Source organism: Rothia sp. HMSC075F09, from assembly GCF_001810515.1.
In the GTDB taxonomy this organism is placed as follows: Bacteria; Actinomycetota; Actinomycetes; order Actinomycetales; family Micrococcaceae; genus Rothia.
The window spans coordinates 95,520-118,381 of sequence record NZ_KV801785.1 but is presented as its reverse complement, the minus strand read 5'-3'; the positions used below and the strand labels follow the sequence as shown (position 1 = coordinate 118,381).

Sequence of the window (22,862 nt, the reverse complement as noted above, 5' to 3'; positions counted from 1 at the left end):
TTAATGCGTCCAAGTTTCGGGGCGCAGTTCACTTCTCGGGTACCCGCCGGGGCTTCGCTGTATTCAGCCTTATCCGGCGAACGGGTTCGGCGCGCCGATGTACTGCAGCTCGGTGTACTCCTCCAGACCCTCGGGGCCGCCCTCGCGGCCCATGCCGGACTGCTTCACGCCACCGAAGGGTGCCGCCGCGTTCGAGATAACACCCGAGTTGTACCCGATCAGACCGAACTCCAGGCCCGCCGCCATGCGCGTAAAGCGCGGATGGTTGCTCGTGTACACGTACGCCGCCAGACCGTACTCGGTGTCGTTGGCGAGCCTCAGGGCGGTGCGTTCGCCCTCCTCGCCGTAGCCGCTGAACGTGGCGATCGGGGCGACGGGACCGAAGATTTCTTCACGCCACACGCGCATCGAATCGGTCACGCCGGTCACCACGGTGGGGCGAATAAAATTGCCCTTGTTCAGGTTCTTGGGCATGCCGCCGGTGTCGCTCGGAACGTTCTCCTCAAGCTCAGGAATGTACCCGCCGCAGGCGAGGAGCGCACCCTTACCCAGGGCGTCTTCCACCATAAAAAGCATGGATTCAACCGCTGAAGGTTGAATTAGCGGTCCGCAGTCGGTTCCCTCGACGGTGCCGTCACCCACGACGGTCGCCTCCATACGCTCCACGAAGGCGCGGGTGAACTCTTCGGCAACGTCCTCGTGCACGATAAAACGGTTGGCGGCGGTGCACGCCTCGCCCATGTTCCTCATCTTCGCCGCGTAGGCGCCCTCCACGGCGGCGGGGATGTCCGCATCCTCAAAGACGATGAACGGGGCGTTGCCGCCCAGCTCCATGGAGGTGCGCAGAACGTTCTGCGAGGCCTGCGCGAGCAGGGTGCGGCCCACGGCGGTGGAGCCGGTGAACGAGACCTTCCGCAGACGCTCATCAGCCATCAGCGCGGAGACAACCTCGCCGGTACGGGAAGTGGTCACCACATTCAGCACGCCGTCCGGCAGGCCCGCCTCACGCATCAGGGACGCGAAGTACAGGGAGCTGAGCGGAGTCAGGGAGGCGGGCTTGAGCACCGCGGTACAGCCCGCCGCGAGCGCCGGGGCGACCTTGCGTGCCGCCATGGCGAGCGGGAAGTTCCAGGGGGTAATCAGCAGGCAGGGGCCGACGGGGCGGCGTACGGTGGTGATCTGCAGCCCGGATTCGGGGGCGAGGCCGGTGCGGCCAAAGTTGCGGGCGGCTTCTTCGGCGTACCAGCGCAGGTAGTTTGCCGCGTAGGCGACTTCGCCGCGGGACTGGTCGAGGGGCTTGCCCATTTCGAGGGTCATGAGCCGGGCGATGACTTCGGTGCGCTGCGTCATGAGCGTGTAGGCGCGGTTGAGGATGTCGGCGCGTTCGCGGACGCTGGTTGCCGCCCATGAGGTGCGGGCGTCGCAGGCGGCGTCGAGTGCTTCGATGCCCTGTTCGACGCTGGCGTCGGCGACGTGCGCGAGGATTTGGCCGCAGGAGGGGTTGTGCACGGGGAAGGAGCCGTTGTCGCCGGTGACCCAGCTGCCGCCGATGAGCAGGTCGGTGGGCACGTAGAAGAAGGGGTAGGAGGGCCGCTCGTAGGGGTCGATGGGTTCAAGCTGCGGCATGTTGATGCTTTGCATGTGCGGTTCGGTGCGGCCTCGCAGCTGGGCGGATTTCGCGGCGGGGTTTTCGGGTGAGGTGGTCATGGCGTGCCTTTCGGGTTGGGGCGGCCGGTGCGGTCGACTCTGACGCTTTTAATTCTAGTCCTGCACGCTCCCCTACCCCGCGCGCCCACCCGTCACCGCGCGCCTACACGCCCCCCGCCCTGAATAGACCGCAGGCACGCCGAAGGGGGCCGCATCCATTACAGATGCGACCCCCTTCGGGGTGGATTCTCGCTCGGTGCGTTGCTCAGCGCGCGAGTCCTAGCTGGGGATTATGGAAGGCGTTGCCCGGAAGGGATGCTCGGTGTTGCATCCGCTCTGCCCGATACCCGCACCTTCACCGCTTAGCGGGCGGCGAGTCAGACCTGGTGGACTAGGCCCACCGGTTCTCTCAAATCCAGGACTGGCGTGCCTCGATTCGAGTCAGCTCCAGAGGACCGCCATCGTTGGTGCCGTGGAAGCGGCCGAAGTGTACGTACGGGCCGCGGTAGGCGCTGTGGTTGATGGGGCTGGAGTACTGGCCGTTGACCGTGTAGTAGAAGCTGTTCTTGTTCAGCACGATCTTGCAGTTCAGTGCCTGGCCGGTGGTGACCTTCTGGCGCAGCTTCATGGTGTGCAGCACACGCGGGCTTGCCTGGTTCGGTTCGAAGCAGAGGATCTGCGCTACGGAGCCGCCGCGGTAGTTCGGGCGGATAGCGAGCACGTAGGTGCCGTCTTCCTGCTTTGCAGCGAACTTCTTGCCGATGCCGAAGGCGCCGTCGTGTTCACGACCGAACGCAATGTAGCCGTAGTGACCATCCTGCTTCGGCACTGCACTGGTCCACTTCATGGAGAAGTCGAGGGTGTACTTGTCGCGAGTGGTGTAGTTCGCCAGAGGGCCGAGCAGCACGGATTCGTCGTAGCGCTGGTTGTGCACGATGGCTGCGCCGGTCAGGTCGGGCATGTCCGCTGCGACGGAGGGGTCGGCGGGCAGCATGCCGTGGGGGCGCTTGCCGGTCTTGATCTTGACGCTGGAGTCGAAGGGGTCACCGATTACCCAGTAGGGGTCGGGGCACATGAAGCCCTTCACGCCCAGTGCCTTGTACTTTTCGTAGGCGGAGCGGCGGTGGATTTCCCAGACGATGACTGCCTTGCCGAGGCCGGTGAGGGCGCGTACGTTCTCCTCGCTCATGGAGCCCTGGGAAACGCCGGTCGGCTTCTCGTAGTAGGGTACGCCGATGGCGTCCACGTTTTCGTGGCGTGCCATTGCGGAAATCTTGTCGATGGGGTCGCCACCGTCGAAGTAGCACCAGGTGGCGCAGCCTGCGGAGTTGGCAAGCTTCAGGTAGCGGGAGGTGGGTTTGAAGCCGCCGCTGCCGTCGCGGTACATCTTGATGACGGTGCGGCGCTGCAGGCCGCGTTCGGTGATGAACTTGACGAGGCCTGCCTGTGCGGGGCCGTCCTTCGCTTCGAGGAACAGTACGACCTTCTTGCCGCCGACGGAGGCGTATTCGCCGCCTGCGGGTACGGCGTCAACCGCGGCGATGGCCTCTTCGAGGGTGGGGATGTCGTACAGGTCGGTCTTTTCGCCCAGGTTCTTGCGCATGTTGACCTTGTACTGGCGCAGTTCGGCGAGGGTATGGCCGCGCACATCCATGGACGCACCGGTGGTGCGCTTGATGTTAGTGTCGTGCATGCAGACGAACTGGCCGTCGCTGGTGGTGCGTACGGAAATTTCGACGGCGAGGGCGCCGCGGCGTACGGACTCTGCGTAGGCGTAGGCGGTGTGCTCGGGGCTGATGTTGCCGGCACCGCGGTGGGCGATGAAGAATTCATCGGTCTTGTAGAGCAGCTGATGTGCGGGGGAGCCGCTGTGTACTGCCGCGAGCTGTGCGCGGGTGTTGGCTGCGGCGTGGGCTTCGCCTGCCTGGAGCATGAGGGCGGCGGGTGCCAGTGCGGAGGCACCGATGAAGCCGCGGCGGCTCAGATTCTTAGAGGTCTTCGGGAATGCAGTCACCGTAGTAGTCCTTTTTCTTTTATGAGTTGAGCGTAATGTGTGTGGTTGTTCATTGAAGTTTTGGTTTATAGCTGAGGGTCCGGATTCTCTCAACTCAAACTACAACTCTAAGTAGGATAACGATTTTTTATCGGTGATTCACTGCGTTTACAGGAAAATAGGGTATTATGTGCGCCTCATTCTTACCCGCGGTGTAATGCGGGTGAATGTGTTCCTCCTTTTCCGCCGCTTTTAATAGCGGCATTTCATGCGGCGTTAAAAAATTTCTCGTGTAACGAAAAAGGCCGCGACCACAGCCTGATTGAGCCTGCAGGACGCGACCTTTTGCGTTGAAACATTTTTCGCGGGTTTTTCACCGCTGTTGAAGCTGAGCTATTTTCGCTGGTTCAGCTTACTTCTTGGATGCCTGGGCAACGCGGTCACCGGCTGCGACGGGGCGGCGTGCCTCAGAGTCCTTGGAGATGTTGAACTTTGCGGTGTTGGTGATCATCACCATGGTTTCCTTGGAGGGGATGCGGCCCTCGATAGCTGCCCAGTCGACCTCGATGATGGGTGCGCCTGCCTCAACCTTGTCACCTACGTTAGCAATCTTGGTGAAGCCGTCGCCACCGAGCTCAACGGTGTCGATACCGATGTGGACCAGTACCTCGCCGCCGTTTTCGGTGCGGAGCATGAATGCGTGCAGGGTGTCCTGAATCAGTGCGATGGTGCCTGCAACGGGTGCGACGATGGTGCCTGCGGTGGGGTTCACTGCGTAGCCGTCGCCCATAACGCCCTGAGAGAAAACGGGGTCGGAGACTTCGCTCAGCGGCAGGTACTCGCCGGTAACAGGTGCGACGTAGACGTCTGCGGACGATGCTTCCTGTGCGGCAGCTTCCTTCTTCTTCTTGCCGAAACCGAACATATATGCTCCTTCTGGTCGTGTGGCGCTATGAATAGCGTGTATTTGTAGCGCTGATGCGTCCGCGTCGGATGCGGGCGTCGTTGCCTTCTTGGTTTCACACCGGGCGACGCCTGCCTGATTTGCAGGGTTCGCACACTCCGGTGCATATGCACTCAGAATACAACACCTAAACCCGTAGCTCACGAGCTGAGGGTCATTCGACTCGAATTCTGCAAATATTCCGCAAATCTGGAACTTCAACTCACACTTCTGCACTCTTGAGGTCCCGAGTACACTTAGTGAAGGACTGGCACCCCTCCCCCGAGCCGGTGCCCATAAGAGAGAAAAGGCTGAAACTGATGACTGAAGCGGCTGAGACCGTTCTTGAAGTATTTATTCCGGGCCCCGGTGAGAACCCGGAGGATCCGCAGGATATGGAGCGTTCCATCTTCCTGGGTGCCGCGCAGGAGGCGCTGGATTCGGGCGTGGACATTGAGGTGTACTCCACCGACTCCTACCCTTCCGCATTTGAAGAGTGCGCACCGGTCGCCGAGCAGATTGAGATGAACGGCATTGAGGTTCTGCCGCTCATGCTCGTCAACGGTGAGGTGAAGGTGTCCTTCGCGTACCCGACCGCCGAGCAGATTAAGCGTTTTGCGCGCGCCCACCTGGTCGCCCAGCCGAAGGCGAACGCGGCAGCGGCTGCATGCGGCCCGTCCGGTTCCCCGGCGGCGTCGATGATCCCGAACCTGAGCGGCGAACCCGCCGGTTTCGCGGCAACCCTGGCGGGTAAGGCACCCCAGCCGGTCGGCGGCCCCGAGATCGGTAACCGCGTGAACCTCATGGGTGGCGACACCGGCGACGGTATCCCCACCTCCGGTTCGGTGGCTGTGAAGTCCGGTGGCTGTGGATGCGGTGGTTGCGGCTGCGGCGGCAAGTAAACCCGCCCCTGCCGGCAACGAGCGCCCGGCTCGCCCGGTTCTAAACTGCGCACCCAAAGAACTGCATAAACAAAGAGCGGTGTCCGCCTCCTCGTGATGAGGAAGCGGGCACCGCTTTCGCTTAACGAAGCTTAGGTTCACACCCGGCAGCACCTACGAGAGCTGCGGCGGGCGAACAGTACCTTACTTGATGGAGGTACCGACGGAACCGAGCTGCTGGCAAGCCTCGACCACGCGTGCGGCCATGCCTGCCTCTGCAGCTGCACCCCAAACGCGGGGGTCGTAGGTCTTCTTGTTGCCGACCTCGCCGTCAACCTTCAGCACACCGTCGTAGTTGCTGAACATGTGGCCAGCAACGGGGCGGGTGAATGCGTACTGGGTGTCGGTGTCGATGTTCATCTTGATAACACCGTAGGACACTGCGTCTGCAATCTCCTGCTCGGTGGAGCCGGAGCCACCGTGGAAGACCAGGTAGAAGGGCTTGTCGCCCTTGCCGTACTTAGCGCCGACCTCGGTCTGGATTTCCTTGAGCAGCTCGGGGCGCAGGTGAACGTTACCGGGCTTGTACACGCCGTGAACGTTACCGAAGGTCAGAGCAGCCATGTAGGTGCCCTTCTCGCCCAGGCCGATTGCCTCAACGGTCTTGATTGCGTCTGCAACGGTGGTGTACAGGGAGTCGTCGATAGCGCCTTCAACGCCGTCTTCCTCGCCACCAACGGCACCAATCTCAACCTCGAGAACGAGCTTTGCCTTGGAGGTACGCTCGATCAGCTCAGCAGCAATCTTCAGGTTCTCGTCCAGGTCGATTGCGGAGCCGTCCCACATGTGGGAGTTGAAGATGGGGTCTTCACCGCGAGCAACAGCCTTCTCGGACTCTGCCAGCAGGGGCAGGACGAAGCCTTCCAGCTTGTCCTTGGGGCAGTGGTCGGTGTGCAGTGCAATGTTCACGTCGTACTGCTTAGCAACTTCGCGTGCGTATGCTGCGAAGGCCAGGGAGCCAACGACCATGTCCTTCTTGGAAGCGCCGGACCAGTATGCTGCACCACCGGTGGATGCCTGGATGATGCCGTCCGAGCCAGCCTCTGCGAAGCCGCGGATTGCAGCGTTCAGGGTCTGGGAGGAGGTCACGTTCACTGCGGGGTACGCGAAGCCCTTTTCCTTCGCGGTCTGCAGCATTTCTGCGTAAACTTCGGGGGTTGCAATAGCCATATGCTGACTCCTTGGATAGATGCGACCGGTTACCGATGTTGGGCCGGTTCACCATTTTTTGTTGGCGCGCGAGACGCCTCCTACTCGCACTATTTTACCAAGATACGACTTATTTATCGTTAATTTTTTGTGGGTTTTTTTGGGTTTACTACAGCGAAATTTCCGCGAAATACCGCGGTAAAGTAGAGGTGTTAATGACTTGATGTCTTCTGCGCGTGCAGGCCAGCGCACACATCACCCGGACGCGACGAAAGGAACCTCCCATGAGCAAGGCGAGCGCTAAAAATAATCCAAAACAGCTCGACGCGAAACGTGAGAAGCGTGCCCGCCAGGCGCAGCGTCGTGCTGAGCGTGAGCATCCGAATGCGGCGGCTATTGCCCCGGTGCGCGCCCAGTTGGATGAGATTCTGGAGCGTAAGAGTCGGCATGTTTTGGGGCATGGCGATATGGCGAAATCCCTTGAGTTGATGGAGAAAATGCGTGATGAGGGTGCGAGTGACCACGAGATTGATGTGGCGCTTGCGGAGGCGAAGCTCCCCTCGGTCGTGCAGGTGGGCCGTAAGTCGTTGATGCGTTGGCCGAGCTGGTGGTGGTTGAATCGTCGTGAGCGCGCGTTGCGGGCGAAGATTGACCGCCTGATGGAGGGCTAAGTCCCCGTTTTGAATAGGTTGTGAGAGCACCCCGTTGTGGGTGCTCTTGTGCTGTGCGGTGGTGGGATAATTGATTTTTTGGACTCAGGGTTCAATTAATCTATTTCACAAAACAATGAAAACCACACAATACAACATGAACCAAATATATTTATAAGATATGCATTATATGTATATAAATTGTTACGTGATGCGAGTTATATTACCTAAATTACCGTGCTATAGTCATTACAACCCGCAGACGTGTTCCCAACCACATTTCGTGTAACACGTGCTTCAGACGTAACTATCCAAGGAGGTATAGCGTGAGCACCTCACCGAACAAGAACCCGCAGACTTCTGCAGCGGATCAGTACACTAAGCCCCCCACAGATGACCCGTTCGCACACGAACAGGAAGGCTTCCACAAGGGGCTTGGCGCACGTCAGCTCCAGATGATCGCCATCGGTTCCGCAATTGGTACCGGCCTGTTCCTGGGCACCGGTAGCCGCCTGCAGGACGCAGGCCCCATGCTCGCCGTTATCTACGCCGTCATCGGCTTCTTCGGCTACCTGATTCTTCGAGCCCTCGGCGAGCTGATCCTTCACCGCCCTTCCTCGGGCTCCTTCGTCTCTTACACCCGCGAATTCTACGGCGAAAAGGCCGCATTCGTATCCGGATGGCTGTACTGGCTGAACTGGGCAATGACCGCCGTTGCAGACGCCACCGCTATCGCTATCTACATCAGCTGGTTCGGTCGATACAACCAGTTCTTCGCAGATATTCCCCAGTGGCTCAGCGCATTCATCGTCGTTATCGTCACTGTGGCTCTGAACCTCATCTCCGTGAAGCTCTTCGGTGAGCTGGAATTCTGGTTCGCGCTCATTAAGATTCTTGCCCTGCTGTCCTTCATGGCGGTAGGTATCTGGTACCTGGTCTTCGGTGAACCCATCAACGGCGTCACCCCCGGCCTGAGCCTTATTGCAGCCAATGACGGCTTCTTCCCCAACGGTATTCTTCCCGCTCTTATCGTGGTTCAGGGCGTTGTGTTCGCCTACGCCGGTATTGAGCTGGTCGGCACCACCAGTGGTGAAACCAAGAACGTTGAGAAGGTTATCCCCCGCGCTATCAACACCGTGATTTGGCGTATTGCGATCTTCTACGTTGGTTCCGTGGTTCTGCTCTGCCTGCTCATGCCCTACACCGCATACAAGGATGCAGAGTCGCCGTTCGTGACCTTCTTCGACGCTATCGGCATTGACGGTACCGCACCGATTATGCAGCTGGTCGTTATTACCGCGGCTGCTTCCTCGCTGAACGCTGGCCTGTACTCCACCGGCCGTATCCTCCACTCGATGGGTGTTGCAGGTTCGGCACCGAAGTTCACCACCAAGGTATCCCGCTCCGGCGTTCCGGTGGCAGGTATTCTGCTGACCGGTGTGATTGGCCTCTTCGGTGTTGTGCTGAACTTCTTCGTTCCCGAGCAGGCGTTCGAGGTCGTGCTGAACATCGCATCCGTGGGCACCATGGCTAGCTGGGCGGCTATCGCAATGTCGCACCAGAAGTACCTGAAGCTGGTCGGCGAGGGCAAGTACAAGCGCCCCAACTACCGCGCACCCGGCGGTCGCTTCAGCGACTGGGCTGTGATGGTCTTCCTCGCTGTTGTGCTGGTGCTGATGGCACTGGATTACCCGGTCGGCACCTACACCCTGGCATCGCTACTGCTGGTTATCCCGCTGCTGATTATCGGCTGGTACACGGTTCGTGACCGCGTCAACGAGATTGCTCGCGTCCGTGAAGGCTACACCGGTTCCGTGCCTGTGATTGCTGCCCGCCCCGTGGTGAAGAAACTCGTTTCGGAGCCTCGCACCCACATTGACCTGGGTGAACTGGACGCTGAGGACGAGGACAAGCCGATGGGCAACTAACCCGACGGCAGCCTCCGATCCCGTGATATCCCAGTGAAATCCCGGTGAAGGCGATGAGGGGGTTTTAGACCCTAGCCCGTAGGTTCCAGGAGTTCTAGAACCCCCTCCCTGTACGTCTTTTCGTGTTCGTTCCGTATTACATCCGTGTAATACATAAAGCAAAGTACATATCTACAGCATTTCTAATACGGTGTGTCCTGCAATATATTTTGAGATAATAGATATCCGCAGTGACCACCAGATGCACAAAGAAGTTTTGTGCAGATATTCAAAGGAGAAAATCATGACTGAACGTCCTAGCGCACACGCGGTGGAATTTGTTGACGTCGCCTCGATGGCGAAGTGGATTCAGAAGGACGGCGTAGGCAACATCATTGCCGGCATGGTCGACTTCCTCGAAGAAGACTTCAAGAAGTGGCAGAGCTTCGACAAGATCCCGCGCGTCGCCTCCCACACCCCCTTCGGTGTGATTGAGCTGATGCCCACCTCCGACAACATCACCTACTCCTTCAAGTACGTGAACGGCCACCCGTCGAACCCGGCACGCGGTTTCCAGACTGTGACCGCGTTCGGTCTGCTCGCTGACGTGGACAACGGCTACCCGGTGTTCCTGGCTGAGATGACCCTGCTGACCGCGCTGCGTACCGCTGGCGTGTCCGCCATGGTTGCTAAGCACCTGGCACGCAAGGATTCGAAGAAGATGGCAATGATTGGTACCGGCTCGCAGTCTGAGTTCCAGGCGCTGGGTATGCGCGCTGTGCTCGGCATTGAGGACCTGTCCGTCTACGACGTTGACCCGCACGCGATGGAGAAGTTCCGCCGTAACCTGGAGCCGCTGGGCTTCCGCATCCACCTGGCTAAGGACGTGGATGAGGCTGTTGAGGGTGCCGACATTATTACCACCTGCACCGCCGATAAGCAGCAGGCGAAGGTTCTGCTGGACCGCCAGGTAAAGCCCGGCGTGCACCTGAACGCTATTGGTGGCGACTGCCCCGGCAAGACTGAGCTGGAAAGCGAAATTCTGGACCGCTCCACTGTGTTTGTTGAGTTCCCGCCGCAGACCCGCATTGAGGGCGAGATTCAGCAGAAGGACCCGGACTTCCCGGTGGTGGAGTTCTGGAAGGTTCTGACCGGTGAGGAGCCGGGCCGCGTGTCGGATGAGCAGATTACCCTGTTTGATTCGGTGGGCTTCGCGATTGCTGACTTCTCGGGTCTGCGTTATGCCCGTGCGGCTACGCAGGACACCGACCTGCAGCAGTTCATTGACCTGGTTGCTAGCCCGGATGATCCGAAGGATCTGTACTCGCTGGTGAACGTTAACGTTCCGGTGGGCTAAAGGGCTAAGTAACCTGACGCTGAGTAGCCTTGAGCTGGTGGGCCTGTAAGGTGCGCCAGCGGAGGCTGCGAGGTTGAGAGTGAATAAAGTGAGGGCCGGGGAGTGGTGACACTCCCCGGCTCCTTCTTATGAAATTTTCGTATGCACGGATTCTTGTGCGCGGATTTTCTTATGGGCAACTTGTGAGCATTCTGCGGCTGGTTCACCCGTTCTACCCTTCAGCGGGTGTGGCTACTGGTGGGTGGCGATGATTTCACGCGCCTTCGCTACACGCTTTTCTTTCTCCTCTTTCAGCTGGTTGAGCTTCGCCTGGTTCTTCTCAATCAAAGGCCCCTGATAGGACGCTTCAATATCACCCAGACGCTGAGCCATACCCACCTTCTGGTTACATTCCGCTTCGATGGTTGCGAGGCGGATTTCCTCCGGCTTAGCTTCTTCGTTGCCTTGGGAGGAGGTCATGAGATGTGCGCTTTCTTCGGACATCCAGTCGCTCTCTCCTTCCCTGGGGGTTAGTCTGCGTTCACGCAGGCAGGTCCACCATTCTGAGCGAATATTTTTCCACTCATCGGTTTGGGAGGCGTAGGTGTATGCCTGTGAGTTTAGCTCTCCTACAAACCGGTATTCTTTTTCGTCCAGTTCGACGTCAGAGAATGCGGTTTTCACCTCTTCTTGGCACCGGGCGTTGATGTCGTCTGATGCTGAATCGTCTGGGCCTCGGGATTCCTTCTGGGAGTACCCGTACTTTTTGGCGTACTCGACGTTCCAGTTGCCGTATAGCCCCCCGGGTTGCGGGGTGTCTATTGAGGGCACAGCGTAGGACTGCCCGTGGTGCGCGTAGCATTCGGACATGAGCGTGTGCCACGCCGTGCTCACCGTACGGATTGTTAGTTCATCGAAGGCATACTCGTCCAGTGGAAGGTGTATGTAGTTCTTTGAATAATCGAGAACAGCTTTTCGTGAGGTGTCCCGCTCGGCACTGTTGGAGCAGGATACGCACGCCCCCAGCAGGCAGAATACTGTTACCGCAGAGAGAGCCTTACGCATAGGCTTTCCTCCTCCATACCTCGTTGTAGCATTCAAACGGAGTTACCCCAATTATCCCAAGGGATGCTATCTGCTTGTTGCTGATATCTACTGGTGGGTGGCAATAATTTCGCGCGCCTTCGCTATCTTCGCATCACGTTCAGCCTTCAATTCATTCAGCAGCGCCTGATTCTTCTCAATCAAAGGCCCCTGATAAGACGCCTCAAGATCACCCAGACGCTGGGCCAACCTCACCTTCTCGCTACATTGAGCTTCAATGGTTGCCAGGCGGATAACCTCCTCCAACACTTTGGGATCATCAGCATTCAGACTGGCCGTTTCTTTGCTCGTCCATTCACCGTCCCCGGTGCGAGGCGTCAACCCTTCCTGACGCTGACAGTCCCACCAATCTGAGCGGGCTTTCTTCCATTCAGGGTCAGCCTGCGCACGCATGTACGCTTCACTACGGATACGCTCGACGGGGCGGTACTTTTTCTCATCATCCTCATCAAAATAGAGCATATCCAGTTCTTCCCGATGCTCTTCGCGGCAGCTGGCCCTGACGTCTTCAGGGATGCTCTTATAAATCCTTTCCTGCTCATCTCTGACTTGGATGGACGTAAAATGATTCGCCGCATGCTTCACGTTCCAGGAGCCGTACTGGGAGGCGTTGCCAGAAACCAAGCCGTTTTCTAGAATTTCAAAATCGTATCCTTTTTTCGCATAGCACTCTTTAAGAATCAACAAATACGCCCTATATGTTATATCTTCGGCCTGGTCACTCATATCGTATTCGTCGAGGGGAAGAGTAATATAGTTATTTTCAAAATCCAGCTGGGCTTTGAGGCTAGTATCCTTAGGCGCAGCGGCACAGGAACTTAAAGCTAAAGCAAAGCAGGCGAGTAGGGCAGAAGATTTCTTCATTGTTACCAACTCCTTTCAATCAAGAAAGTCAGGAGGAGCCCACAAACATTGGGCTCCTCCATCACAATTACCAGCGGCAGTTTACCTTGTAAACAGAACTAATACGATCATCCCAAGTCTCGCCCCAATGGAGACCCGCATGGCTTAGACCGCGAAGATAGTTGAGGTCGGAAGAAGATTCAAAATTTCGACCCCTGTGATTAATGTCTTCGTAATAGTGCCACCGACACCCACCAGAATGCAATGAAGATGCACGGTCACTCATCCAATCCAAATGGGTCGTCCCCTCAGTTTCCATACGGGGCCCAAGGAAATTGGCATCCGAATAGAAAGTAACACCCGCATGTGCCGGAGGTGCTACCGCACCGAAAGTCACCGCAGCCACACAGGCCGCAACAGCAAGAGACTTATTAAAGATCCTCATCAGAATCTCCTTTCAAAAGAATGACGCCGCGGTCATTCATATCCACAACCCGCAACCATTGGCGAGCCGAAGTCAGGAAATCCATCGCATGCCCCAAACCGAAATTGAGAGTGCGACTCTCGTATTCCCTGTGACTTGAATTAATACTAACACACCTAGGCAATTTATTTAGTGATTTAAATCACTTATATGATAATATGGGATTTACCCGCTTTAGATATATTTAAATATTATTTACTACATTTACAAGACAAAAAATCCAGATAACATCACACAACCCCACCACAAACAACGAACCAAACCCCGTGGGTACCCACATTCATGTGAAAAACTCAACACCCCACCCAAACAAAGAATCACCCAATACCCCAATAAAAACCCCAATAAAAAAGGTTCCGACGCGCACACATGCTTCACATTCCAGGAGCCATACCGGAGGCATCACCAGAAACCCAGCCATTTTCTAGGATTTCAAAATCGCATCCTTTTTTCGCGTAGCACTCTTTAAGAGCAAAGCAGGCGAACAGAGCAGCAAATTCCTTCATTGTTACCGACTCCTTTCAACCAGGAAAGTCAGGAGGAGCCCACAAACACTGGGCTCCTCCATCACAATTATTAGTTGTACTATTCAGTTCAAACAGAATGTGTTATTGACTAGTGGCGATAATTTCACGCGCCCTCGCCACATGCTTTTCTTTCTCTTCTTTCAACTGGTTAAGCTTCGCCTGGTTCTTCTCAATGAGAGGCCCCTGGTAGGATGCCTCAATATCACCCAGACGCTGAGCCATACCAACCTTCTGATTACATTCCGCTTCGATAGTTGCGAGGCGAATCACTTCTTGAGTTTTTTCCTCCTCACTCTTAGAACTTACGTCAATATTGGACGTCTCTTGACTACCCCACGCCTGGTCATCCTTGCGTGGTGTTAACCCATTGCTCTCTAGGCAGCTCCACCATTCAGAGCGAACTTTATTCCATTCCGGATCACTTTTCGCACTCGCATAGGCTTCCTGTCTAAGCCGGTAAGCGAAAGAGTCATTGTCATTCTCGTATTCAATTTCTTTCAACTGATTGGCACTTTCCTTGCGACATTCCTTCCTAATCTCTGCCGGTATTTTCTCTGCCGCCTGCGTGCGCTCTCGAGACTTTTCTTCATTGAAATATCCATACTTCTTGGCATATTCAACATTCCAGGCACCATATATATTACTGTGCTGATCATCAGAGAACACAGGGACAGCATCAGAGTATCCCTTAGCTACATAACATACTTGCATGATACGGGCGACCGCCTCATTAATTACAGCCCTTGACGCATCGTCATAGTCATACTCATCCAGGGGAAGAGTAATCAAATTATTCGCGTAATCGAGCTTGGCTTTATACTCAGAATTTGAGGCACCTCCCTGAGCGCATGAAGACAGCAAAAGCGCGCCTGCTAGGGCAGTGATTGTGAATGCACTACTTTTATGCAAGAGCACACCCTCCTTTCAGAGTGGAAGAAAAACTTAAAGCAGGAAAGCATCCTGTCCCTCTACCACCATTCACCTAGCAATACACATACCTAACTGAGCTAATCCGGTCATCCCAAGTCTCGCCCCAATGGAGACCCTCATGGCTTAGACCCCGCAGATAGTTGAGGTCGGAAGAAGAATCAAACCTGCGACCCCTATAGTGGCTGTCTTCGTAATAGCGCCACCGGCACCCATCAGAATGCAATGAAGATGCACGGTCATTCATCCAACCCAGATGAGGGTTATCCCAGGTGTACATACGGGACCCAAGGAAATTGGCATCCGAATAGAAAGTAACACCCGCATGTGCCGGAGGTGCTACCGCACCGAAAGTCACCGCAGCCACACAGGCCGCAACAGCAAGAGACTTATTAAAGATCCTCATCAGAATCTCCTTTCAAAAGAATGACGCCGCGGTCATTCATATCCACAACCCGCAACCATTGGCGAGCCGAAGTCAGGAAATCCATCGCATGCCCCAAACCGAAATTGAGAGTGCGACTCTCGTATTCCCTGTGACTTGAATTAACACTAGCACACCTAGACTATTTATTTAGTGACCTAAATCACTTATGTGATAATATGTGATTTACCCGATTTAGATATATTTAAATATTATTTACTACATTTACAAGACAAAAAATCCAGATAACATCACACAACCCCACCACAAACAACGAACCAAACCCCGTGGGTACCCACATTCATGTGAAAAACTCAACACCCCACTCTAACAAAAAAATCACCCAAACCCCCAATAAAAACCCCCAACAAAAAAGGTTCCGACGCGCACACAACGCATCGGAACCTTTAAACACCAAACAGCCGCCAGGCTACGACGGAATCTGGCCAAACACATGGCGGCGAACCCACGCATGCATCGCAATACCCGCAGCCGTCGCCGCATTCATCGAACGCGTTGACCCAAACTGCTCAATCGACAGAGTATCCCTAGCCGCCGCATGCAACTCCTCCGACAAACCCGGGCCCTCCTGACCAAAAACCAGCACACACCTCTTCGGCAGATCATACGTCTCCAGGGGCACCGAATCCGGAAAAATATCAATACCAATAATTTCCAGACCCTCAGCCTGCGCCCACGCCACAAAATCCTCAATCGTCGGATGATGACGCACATGCTGATAACGATCCGTCACCATCGCACCACGACGATTCCAACGGCGACGCCCAATAATATGGACCTCCTTCGCCAACATCGCATTCGCAGTACGCACCACCGTGCCAATATTCAAATCATGCTGCCAATTCTCAATCGCCACATGAAAATCATGGCGGCGCGTATCCAGGTCAGCAATAATCGCGTCCATCGACCAGTAACGGTACTTATCCACCACGTTACGGCGGTCGCCCTCACGCAGCAGCTCCTCATCCCAATGGTCGCCCTCAGGCCACGGACCCTCCCACGGGCCCACACCCACCTCAAAACGGGCAGTACCCTGCTCAGTACCCTCAACAGCCTCAGCTACAGCCGCCTCAGCAGGCACAGCCTCAGCAGGTACAGCCTCAGCAGGTACAGCCTCAGCCGCCTCACGATTCTCAACCATCACAACCACCTTCACGCCAACAACCAGCGCCACTCCGGCGCCCACAGAGCCATCTTACAGACAAAAACCCGCACCACCAGCCACACACAGTAGCCAGCGGCACGGGTTCACCCGCCGCAGCGGAACGTCTTAAAAATTCACGAGGTCCTAGTCCAAGCTAGTAGAGACTAGTCCAGGCCCAGCTCATCCTTCGAGTACGCGTACAGGCACGGAACGCCCGCAACCTCTTCCACATGCTCCTTAGCGCCGGTCGCACGGTCAACAATCACAGCAACCGCCACAACCTCAGCGCCAGCCTTACGCAGCGCCTCAACAGCAGTCAGCGCAGAACCACCGGTAGTGGAAGTGTCCTCAACAGCAACCACGCGGCGACCCTCAACGCTCGGGCCCTCCACCTGACGGCCCATGCCGTAAGACTTCTGAGCCTTACGCACCACAAACGCGTCAATCGCACGGTCCTGATCACCAGCGGCACGCATAATCGCGGTACCCACCGGGTCAGCGCCCATGGTCAGGCCGCCAGCAGCCTCAAACTCGATGCCGTTCTTATCCAGCAGGTCCAGCATGACCTGACCAACCAGGCGAGAAGCCTCGTGGTGCAGGGTGATGCGGCGCAGGTCAACGTAGTAGTCGGTTTCCTTGCCGGAGGCGAGGACCACGTGCCCGCGCACCACAGCCAGCTCAGAAATCAGCTGGCGCAGGCGTTCACGGGCTTCTTCAATGGGGAGATTTTCAGAAAGCTTAGTCATAGTTCAAGTGTAGCGGCTCACGTACAGGCGGCGCAGGCTATTCCCTGCACTATTCCAGCCCTAGGCTATTCCACCACGCGACCCACCGACGGCGGCAACGCAGCACGCAACTTCGTCAGCATCTCCTCATACTCGGCGGTCGGGTCGGAATCAGCCACGATAGCGCCACCGGCGGCAAGAGTCACCGTGCCCTCATCGTGCGCCACGAGCGTGCGAATCACAATCGACAGGTTCGCCGAACCATCCGCCGACACAAAACCCAAAGCACCCGAATACACGCCGCGAGCGCGACCCTCCAGGCCCTCAATAATCTGCATGGTCGAAGGCTTCGGCGCACCCGTCATCGAACCACCCGGGAAGCACGCCCGCGCGGCAGCCACCGCGCTCACGCCCTCACGCAGACGCGAACTGACCGTAGACACCAGCTGATGCACCGTCGAGTAGCTCTCCACACCCATGAGCACCGGCACGCGCACGGACGCCGGGTCAGACACCGTGGACAGGTCATTACGCAACAGATCCACGATCATGAGGTTCTCGGCGCGGGTCTTCTCATCGGTACGCAACCAGGCTGCGGCAGCCTCATCTTCTTCCGGGGTGGCGCCACGCGGTACCGTGCCCTTAATCGGCTTTGTCTGGGCATTACGCTGCTCATCCACACTCAAAAAACGCTCCGGCGAGGAAGAGAGCACCGAAAAATCGCCGCACCGCAGATACGCCGCATAGGGTGCCGCATTGTGGGCGCGCTGGCGGCGGTACAGCTCAAAGAAAAGCTCCGGGCTCGGATTCTGGATGCGCGCGACCGTCTGCGCGGTCAGGCACACCTCGTAGCTGTTACCCTCGTAGATTTCGTGCTGACTAGCGCGAACAGCGTCCATGTAGGCTTCCGCGGCGGGTGCAGGAAAGAGCAGAGGCTCGGTAAGCTCAGGGGCATTTACGGGGGTATTTTCGGAGGCGCACTCCCCCGCAGCGCTCAGCGCCGGAGCCAGCACCGTGCTCAGCAGCCGCTCCGCCGCCTCACACCACGGCTCATCCCCCACCAGCCAGCTACGCGCCGCAGCACCCGGGCGGGTATGCTCATGCACCAGGTAGCGGACCGCCGGCAACCACAGAGAATCCGGGGTCGGCGCCTCATGCGCCGGCAGGTAGCCCGGCACCGGGTGGCCGTGCTCCATGCCCATGGCGGCACGCGCCTCATAGCCGAAATAGCCCACGTAACCGCCACGCAAACCCACAGGCAGACCGGTTGCCGCCGCGGTATCCGGGTGCACGCGCGGTGCGCAGGCGAGCGCCGCCTCCAGCTGGGCGAAGGGGTCTTCCCCGCCAGACTCAGCCGCCGCACGCGCCGAATCCACGCGCAAAGGCGACAGCTGCGCCGGAACCACACCCACATACGAGGCGACCGACATGGGCGACTCCTCACGCGCCGAATCCAGCCAGAAGGAATACTCGGCACCACCGGTCAGCAGCGGGTACGCCTCCTCGCAGTTCACCGCGAAAGGAAGCGGGCGCACGACAAGCTCCCGCGTCTGCGCATCCCACTGGATGCCCTGCAGAATACTCGGCAGGGCATGAGGGGACGCAGAAGCGGGAGCGTTCGAGGTAGAAAAAATACGGTCCGCGGAAGTTTCAGTCACGGACTCCATTGTATGGCGTGCAGGCGAACTGGCGGTTTAGTGAACAACTGCGGGTGCTTCGCCGTTTTCGCTGGTCATCGGCAGGCCGGCAGCGAACCATGCGCTGGTGCCGCCTGCAATGTTGTGTGCGGCGTAGCCGTGCTCGCGCAGGAAGGTTGCCGCGCGGTTCGAACGGCCGCCGCCGTGGCAGATGACGTAGAAGTCTTCGCCGGGTGCGGGCAGTTCTTCCAGACGCTCAGCGATGGTGCCGAGGGTGATGTGCTTGGCGCCGGTGGCGTGGCCGCCCTCCCACTCGTAGTCTTCACGCACGTCGATGATGGTTGCGCCGGCAGGAACGTCGCGGGGGTCAACCTGGGGTACAGCAGTCATGGGGTTCTCCTTTGAATTGAATGAGGACGGGCCGGTCGGCACGGTGGGGTGCCGGGTGGGCATAGTCGTGGTTCCACTCTAGCGCGTTGGGGGTGTGTGGCGCATCTAGCCCGGTATTTGGGGGTTTGTGAGATTCGGAAATGATGCATACGAAAAAATCGAAATGGTTTTTCATGCACTGATTGATAGTTCAATCTTTGAAATACAGGCACACACCATGTATACATATGCACCTATAAGGGTATAGACTTAAACACATATTGCCCGGGTCACATAGAACCCCGGGCTTGCACAGAAAAGAATTACCACCATGTCTCACACCATCACAGGTGCCGAACCCAAGGACACCAAGACCTTCTTCGGCCACCCGCGCATGCTCGCGAACCTGTTCACCGTAGAAATGTGGGAGCGCTTCTCCTTCTACGGTATGCAGGGCATCATGATTTACTACCTGTACTACACCGCCAACAAGGGCGGCCTGGGCCTCGACAAGGACCTCGCCACCGGCGTTATCGGCGCGTACGGTGCAGTCGTGTACCTCATGGCAATCCTCGGCGGTATCCTCGGTGACCGCATCCTCGGCCCCGAGCGTACCCTCTTCTACTCCGCCATCGGCATTATGGCGGGTCACATCTCCCTCTCCCTCATCCCCGGCGTGCCCGGCGTGGTGATTGGTCTGCTGCTGGTCGCTATCGGCTCCGGCGGTCTGAAGAGTAACGCATCCGTGCTGGTCGGTTCGCTCTACAGCGACAACGACTCACGCCGCGACGCAGGCTTCACCATCTTCTACATCGGTGTGAACACCGGTGCACTGCTCGGCCCGATCCTGACCGGTTGGGGCTGGAGCACCTGGGGCTTCCACATGGGCTTCGGTTTTGCCGCAATCGGTATGGCTGCCGGCCTGATTCAGTACTCGCTGACCCGCAAGAACCTGCCCGCCTCCGTACACCACGTGGGCACCCCCTTCACCGGCGCCCAGAAGCGTAACTTCTTCCTGGCACTGGTCGGTATCGTCGTCGTTCTCGGCATCCTGCTGGCAACCGGCCTGATGACCGCAGACAACCTCAAGAACTGGGTCATGGGCTTCATCTTCATCGGCGCTATCGCCCTGTTCGCACAGATGCTGACCGCCAAGGACGTCACCTCCGATGAGCGTTCCCGCGTCACCGCATTCATCCCCCTGTGGATTGCAAACGCCGTGTTCTGGGCACTGTACCAGCAGCAGTTCACCGTCATGGCGGTGTACTCGGATGAGCGCCTCAACTGGAACATCCTGGGCATGGAGCTGAGCCCGAACCTGGTCAACTCCATCAACCCGATCTTCATCATCGTCTTCGGCATGATGTTCTCCGCCCTGTGGACCAAGTGGGGCGACCGCCAGCCGGTCACCACCCTGAAGTTCTCCGCAGCGCTGATTATTATCGGTCTGGCGTTCTGGATCTTCCTCACCCAGGCGGGCGTTCAGAGCGTGAACGTCGGCTGGATCGTGCTGATTCTGTTCGTCTGCACCATCGCCGAGCTGATCATTTCGCCGGTGGGTATTTCGCTGGCGACCAAGCTCGCACCGAAGGCGCACCGCGTGAACATGATGGCGCTGTATTTCACCTCCGTAGCAATGGGTACCGTGCTCTCCGGTTGGCTGGCTCCGTTCTACAGCATGGAAACTGAAGTTCCCTACTTCACCTGGATGGGCATTATCACCATCGCGACCGGTGTGCTGCTGTTCCTGGTGCACAAGCCGGTTCAGAAGCTCATGCGCGGCGTGAAGTAACCGCATTTGCCTGTACCGCTGACTCGCTGCTTTCGGGCGGCGTGATCGTGTAGGCGAACGCATATAGGCTAGGGCCCCGAATCCTTGAATTACCAAGGGTTCGGGGCCCCTACTGTACGCCCTGGTACATGCCCCGGCGTATACCCCGGCGCCGGAGCGCTGGAATGTTTGGGGAGGTTCAGGAGGGCGGGTTTAGGGGCGTTCGGGGCGTTTTCCTTAATGAGACAATCCGCGCAGATTTTCTTATTAAGCGCCTTAATAAGAAAATCGAAGTGTATTGTCTTATTAAGACCCCCACCCCACGACCAGCAACCAACACGCAGGAGGAGGAACCATGCCCTCAGCCATCACCTGGCCCGCCCTCACATGGGAGCCGCAAACCCCCTGGGTGCACCGGGACGCCCTCGCCTCCCGACGAGCAACGCGCCGCAACTCCGGCACCTTCTCCAGCGCCGTACCCGCCTCCATTGCTGAGCTCAACATCGAACTCAGCCCCGCACTGCGAGCGCGCCTCCAAGAGAACGCCACCGCAATGACCCGCTTCGATGAGCGGCTCCACCACATCGGCAGCATACCCTTCTCCGCGGTTCTTCTGCGCGGCGAATCCGCCTCCAGCTCGCAAATTGAAAACCTCACCGTTAGCGCACGCAGGCTCTCGCTTGCCGTCCTGGGTGCAAGCGGGTCGAAGGTCGGTGTTAACGCCGAGCTGGTGGCGCGCAATGTTCACGCCATGCGTGCAGCCCTAAACACGGCAGAGAACATTAGTGTCGATAACATTCTGGCGATGCACCGCGAACTGACTCGCGGCCTGCAGCAGGACTCCGGCGTGCTTCGCACCCAGTGGGTGTGGATTAAGGGTGATTCACCCGTGACCGCCGACTACGTGGCACCGCATCACGAGCGGGTTCCTGCCGCCCTCGAAGACCTTGTAGCCTTCATGAACCGCCGCGATATTGACCCCCTCGCACAGGCGGCTATCGCGCACGCCCAATTTGAGACAATCCACCCCTTCACCGACGGCAACGGTCGAACCGGGCGAGCCCTCATCTCCGCGCTCCTGCTCGCCCGCGGCGTCACCCGCCACGTGATTCTGCCCGTCTCCTCCGGCCTGTTGCACGATACCGAAGGGTACGTTCAGGCGCTCACCGACTACCGTGCAGGCGACGCCGAACCCATCATCGAGCTCTTCATCGACGCCACGCAGAAGGCAATCACCAACGCAGAAATCCTGGCGCAAGACATTGAAATCTTGCGCGATGAGGTGCTGTCCATTGCCCAGCGCAAAACCCCTCTCCTGCGTTCCCTCGCCGACCTGTGCTGCACCGAGCCCGCCTTCACCGCGCGCATGGTGGAGGAGCACACGCAGGGGTCGAAAGCCAGCGTGTACCGCCTCCTCAACCGCATGGTGGAGCTGCAGATTCTGCGTGAAGAACGCGTCAAAATTCAGGGGCAAAAAGTGTGGACTGTCCCCGCTCTCAACCGCGCCCTCGACGACTTTGCAGCACGAGCGGGACGGCGCGGATAGATGCGCCTCCGGGTTCGATAACCCACGCGAAAATTCTGCGGCTGTAGGCGGGTTCCCATGCACGGAACTGTGACGATTTATGTCTCCGCATGAACACACATGACGAACATTAGAGTCAAAAAGGACGTATTAAGCCACGAACAGAAATCTACTAGACAGCCCTCAACCACGGGTCTAAGGTGAATCCATAACAAACCGGAAGGCCCCTTCCGGAACAACCCTTCAACCCTTAGCCGAGGAGAAAATCATGGCACTTTACCTGGTAGAACTGACCCCCGCACAGCCGTCCAAGGACGAAGCAACCGCACTCATCGAGACCGTCAACTCGTCCCTGACCAACGGCGCCGAGCTCATCGAAACCCAGGTCTCCGCAGACCACAAGATCGTCTTCGTCATCGTCGAATCCGAGAACACCGCATTCGGCCCCGACCTCGCCGCAGCAATCGGTGAGCGCGCAGCCGTCGCAGGCCCCGACGCAGTCCGCCTGGTCGGCGCAGAGCTCGAAGACATCAAGAAGCTCAAGAAGGACGCAGACTACCTGGTTGAGTGGGACATCCCCGCAGAGATCACTATGGAACAGTACCTGACCCGCAAGAAGGCAAACGCCCCCAAGTACGCTGAAGTACCCGAGGTTTCCTTCCTGCGCACCTACGTTCGCGAAGACACCGCCAAGTGCCTCTGCTTCTACGACGCACCCGACGAAGAAGCTGTTGTTCGCGCCCGTAAGGCCGTCAGCACCCCCATTGACCGACTGTTCAAGCTGCACGCATAGAC

The 22,862-nt window shown here is 57.8% G+C and carries 20 protein-coding genes; 7 read left to right on the top strand and 13 right to left on the bottom strand.

The window, feature by feature from the left end; all coding sequences use genetic code 11:
• Window positions 1-69: 69 nt before the first annotated feature.
• From HMPREF2749_RS04620 to HMPREF2749_RS04610, 3 genes are all read right to left on the bottom strand, one after another.
• Window positions 70-1,707, bottom strand: coding sequence for an NAD-dependent succinate-semialdehyde dehydrogenase (locus HMPREF2749_RS04620; protein WP_070593548.1), 1,638 nt, complete (start codon window positions 1,705-1,707; stop codon window positions 70-72).
• Window positions 1,708-2,056: 349 nt separating this feature from the next.
• The gene (locus tag HMPREF2749_RS04615) at window positions 2,057-3,661 is read right to left on the bottom strand and encodes a glycerophosphodiester phosphodiesterase (protein WP_070593547.1); all 1,605 of its coding nucleotides are present in this window, start codon (window positions 3,659-3,661) and stop codon (window positions 2,057-2,059) included.
• Between the two features lie 391 nt (window positions 3,662-4,052).
• Window positions 4,053-4,565 carry a PTS sugar transporter subunit IIA gene (locus HMPREF2749_RS04610; protein WP_070593546.1) on the bottom strand — a complete coding sequence of 171 codons (513 nt, stop codon included), beginning with the start codon at window positions 4,563-4,565 and terminating at the stop codon, window positions 4,053-4,055.
• 338 nt (window positions 4,566-4,903) lie between these two features.
• On the opposite strand from HMPREF2749_RS04610, the gene HMPREF2749_RS04605 reads away from it, so the two are divergent.
• Complete coding sequence (locus tag HMPREF2749_RS04605) at window positions 4,904-5,485, top strand: arsenic metallochaperone ArsD family protein (RefSeq protein WP_049357483.1); 582 nt, start codon at window positions 4,904-4,906, stop codon at window positions 5,483-5,485.
• Window positions 5,486-5,668: 183 nt separating this feature from the next.
• Here the strand turns inward: HMPREF2749_RS04605 and fbaA are convergent, their stop codons facing one another.
• Window positions 5,669-6,694, bottom strand: coding sequence for a class II fructose-bisphosphate aldolase (gene fbaA, locus HMPREF2749_RS04600; protein ID WP_012902702.1), 1,026 nt, complete (start codon window positions 6,692-6,694; stop codon window positions 5,669-5,671).
• 263 nt (window positions 6,695-6,957) lie between these two features.
• On the opposite strand from fbaA, the gene HMPREF2749_RS04595 reads away from it, so the two are divergent.
• The 3 genes from HMPREF2749_RS04595 to HMPREF2749_RS04585 all read left to right on the top strand — a co-directional run bounded on the left by HMPREF2749_RS04595 (window position 6,958) and on the right by HMPREF2749_RS04585 (window position 10,587).
• Window positions 6,958-7,344 carry a hypothetical protein gene (locus HMPREF2749_RS04595; protein ID WP_012902700.1) on the top strand — a complete coding sequence of 129 codons (387 nt, stop codon included), beginning with the start codon at window positions 6,958-6,960 and terminating at the stop codon, window positions 7,342-7,344.
• Window positions 7,345-7,649: 305 nt separating this feature from the next.
• Entirely contained in the window at window positions 7,650-9,251 is a 1,602-nt protein-coding gene (locus HMPREF2749_RS04590) for an amino acid permease (protein ID WP_049342001.1), read from the top strand.
• Window positions 9,252-9,534: 283 nt separating this feature from the next.
• Window positions 9,535-10,587: an ornithine cyclodeaminase gene (locus tag HMPREF2749_RS04585; protein WP_005504242.1), complete on the top strand. Its 1,053-nt coding sequence runs from the start codon at window positions 9,535-9,537 to the stop codon at window positions 10,585-10,587.
• Window positions 10,588-10,818: 231 nt separating this feature from the next.
• Here the strand turns inward: HMPREF2749_RS04585 and HMPREF2749_RS04580 are convergent, their stop codons facing one another.
• The 9 genes from HMPREF2749_RS04580 to HMPREF2749_RS04550 all read right to left on the bottom strand — a co-directional run bounded on the left by HMPREF2749_RS04580 (window position 10,819) and on the right by HMPREF2749_RS04550 (window position 18,792).
• Entirely contained in the window at window positions 10,819-11,631 is an 813-nt protein-coding gene (locus HMPREF2749_RS04580; protein WP_049338604.1) for a hypothetical protein, read from the bottom strand.
• 87 nt (window positions 11,632-11,718) lie between these two features.
• The gene (locus HMPREF2749_RS04575; protein ID WP_049342002.1) at window positions 11,719-12,534 is read right to left on the bottom strand and encodes a hypothetical protein; all 816 of its coding nucleotides are present in this window, start codon (window positions 12,532-12,534) and stop codon (window positions 11,719-11,721) included.
• 67 nt (window positions 12,535-12,601) lie between these two features.
• Window positions 12,602-12,958 (bottom strand): peptidase inhibitor family I36 protein, encoded by a 357-nt coding sequence (locus HMPREF2749_RS09485; RefSeq protein WP_141747363.1) that lies wholly within the window; start codon window positions 12,956-12,958, stop codon window positions 12,602-12,604.
• Window positions 12,959-13,371: 413 nt separating this feature from the next.
• Entirely contained in the window at window positions 13,372-13,503 is a 132-nt protein-coding gene (locus HMPREF2749_RS09460) for a hypothetical protein (protein ID WP_256370613.1), read from the bottom strand.
• Between the two features lie 102 nt (window positions 13,504-13,605).
• Window positions 13,606-14,439 (bottom strand): hypothetical protein, encoded by an 834-nt coding sequence (locus HMPREF2749_RS04570; protein ID WP_049338606.1) that lies wholly within the window; start codon window positions 14,437-14,439, stop codon window positions 13,606-13,608.
• An 866-nt stretch (window positions 14,440-15,305) separates the two neighbouring features.
• The gene (locus HMPREF2749_RS04565; protein WP_239662183.1) at window positions 15,306-16,082 is read right to left on the bottom strand and encodes a TrmH family RNA methyltransferase; all 777 of its coding nucleotides are present in this window, start codon (window positions 16,080-16,082) and stop codon (window positions 15,306-15,308) included.
• Window positions 16,083-16,204: 122 nt separating this feature from the next.
• Complete coding sequence (pyrE, locus tag HMPREF2749_RS04560) at window positions 16,205-16,786, bottom strand: orotate phosphoribosyltransferase (protein WP_070593545.1); 582 nt, start codon at window positions 16,784-16,786, stop codon at window positions 16,205-16,207.
• A 65-nt stretch (window positions 16,787-16,851) separates the two neighbouring features.
• Window positions 16,852-18,432 carry an anthranilate synthase component I family protein gene (locus HMPREF2749_RS04555; RefSeq protein WP_049340128.1) on the bottom strand — a complete coding sequence of 527 codons (1,581 nt, stop codon included), beginning with the start codon at window positions 18,430-18,432 and terminating at the stop codon, window positions 16,852-16,854.
• A gap of 27 nt (window positions 18,433-18,459) precedes the next feature.
• Window positions 18,460-18,792, bottom strand: coding sequence for a rhodanese-like domain-containing protein (locus tag HMPREF2749_RS04550; protein ID WP_005504230.1), 333 nt, complete (start codon window positions 18,790-18,792; stop codon window positions 18,460-18,462).
• A gap of 310 nt (window positions 18,793-19,102) precedes the next feature.
• Here HMPREF2749_RS04550 and HMPREF2749_RS04545 point away from each other — a divergent pair, with 310 nt between their 5' ends.
• From HMPREF2749_RS04545 to HMPREF2749_RS04535, 3 genes are all read left to right on the top strand, one after another.
• The gene (locus HMPREF2749_RS04545) at window positions 19,103-20,563 is read left to right on the top strand and encodes a peptide MFS transporter (RefSeq protein WP_070593544.1); all 1,461 of its coding nucleotides are present in this window, start codon (window positions 19,103-19,105) and stop codon (window positions 20,561-20,563) included.
• Between the two features lie 334 nt (window positions 20,564-20,897).
• Window positions 20,898-22,088, top strand: a complete 1,191-nt coding sequence (locus tag HMPREF2749_RS04540) for a Fic family protein (RefSeq protein ID WP_070593543.1) — start codon at window positions 20,898-20,900, stop codon at window positions 22,086-22,088.
• Window positions 22,089-22,335: 247 nt separating this feature from the next.
• Complete coding sequence (locus HMPREF2749_RS04535; RefSeq protein WP_005507939.1) at window positions 22,336-22,860, top strand: DUF4242 domain-containing protein; 525 nt, start codon at window positions 22,336-22,338, stop codon at window positions 22,858-22,860.
• Window positions 22,861-22,862 lie beyond the last annotated feature (2 nt).

Excerpts from the sequence above, each read along its gene's own strand:
- HMPREF2749_RS04585 (WP_005504242.1), top strand. The coding sequence starts at position 9,535 with ATGACTGAACGTCCTAGCGCACACGCGGTGGAATTTGTTGACGTCGCC.
- HMPREF2749_RS04610 (WP_070593546.1), bottom strand. The coding sequence starts at position 4,565 with ATGTTCGGTTTCGGCAAGAAGAAGAAGGAAGCTGCCGCACAGGAAGCA.
- HMPREF2749_RS04555 (WP_049340128.1), bottom strand. The coding sequence starts at position 18,432 with ATGGAGTCCGTGACTGAAACTTCCGCGGACCGTATTTTTTCTACCTCG.
- HMPREF2749_RS04535 (WP_005507939.1), top strand. The coding sequence starts at position 22,336 with ATGGCACTTTACCTGGTAGAACTGACCCCCGCACAGCCGTCCAAGGAC.
- HMPREF2749_RS04575 (WP_049342002.1), bottom strand. The coding sequence starts at position 12,534 with ATGAAGAAATCTTCTGCCCTACTCGCCTGCTTTGCTTTAGCTTTAAGT.
- HMPREF2749_RS04620 (WP_070593548.1), bottom strand. The coding sequence starts at position 1,707 with ATGACCACCTCACCCGAAAACCCCGCCGCGAAATCCGCCCAGCTGCGA.
- fbaA (WP_012902702.1), bottom strand. The coding sequence starts at position 6,694 with ATGGCTATTGCAACCCCCGAAGTTTACGCAGAAATGCTGCAGACCGCG.
- HMPREF2749_RS09460 (WP_256370613.1), bottom strand. The coding sequence starts at position 13,503 with ATGAAGGAATTTGCTGCTCTGTTCGCCTGCTTTGCTCTTAAAGAGTGC.
- HMPREF2749_RS09485 (WP_141747363.1), bottom strand. The coding sequence starts at position 12,958 with ATGAGGATCTTTAATAAGTCTCTTGCTGTTGCGGCCTGTGTGGCTGCG.
- HMPREF2749_RS04545 (WP_070593544.1), top strand. The coding sequence starts at position 19,103 with ATGTCTCACACCATCACAGGTGCCGAACCCAAGGACACCAAGACCTTC.
- HMPREF2749_RS04540 (WP_070593543.1), top strand. The coding sequence starts at position 20,898 with ATGCCCTCAGCCATCACCTGGCCCGCCCTCACATGGGAGCCGCAAACC.
- pyrE (WP_070593545.1), bottom strand. The coding sequence starts at position 16,786 with ATGACTAAGCTTTCTGAAAATCTCCCCATTGAAGAAGCCCGTGAACGC.
- HMPREF2749_RS04550 (WP_005504230.1), bottom strand. The coding sequence starts at position 18,792 with ATGACTGCTGTACCCCAGGTTGACCCCCGCGACGTTCCTGCCGGCGCA.
- HMPREF2749_RS04605 (WP_049357483.1), top strand. The coding sequence starts at position 4,904 with ATGACTGAAGCGGCTGAGACCGTTCTTGAAGTATTTATTCCGGGCCCC.
- HMPREF2749_RS04580 (WP_049338604.1), bottom strand. The coding sequence starts at position 11,631 with ATGCGTAAGGCTCTCTCTGCGGTAACAGTATTCTGCCTGCTGGGGGCG.
- HMPREF2749_RS04595 (WP_012902700.1), top strand. The coding sequence starts at position 6,958 with ATGAGCAAGGCGAGCGCTAAAAATAATCCAAAACAGCTCGACGCGAAA.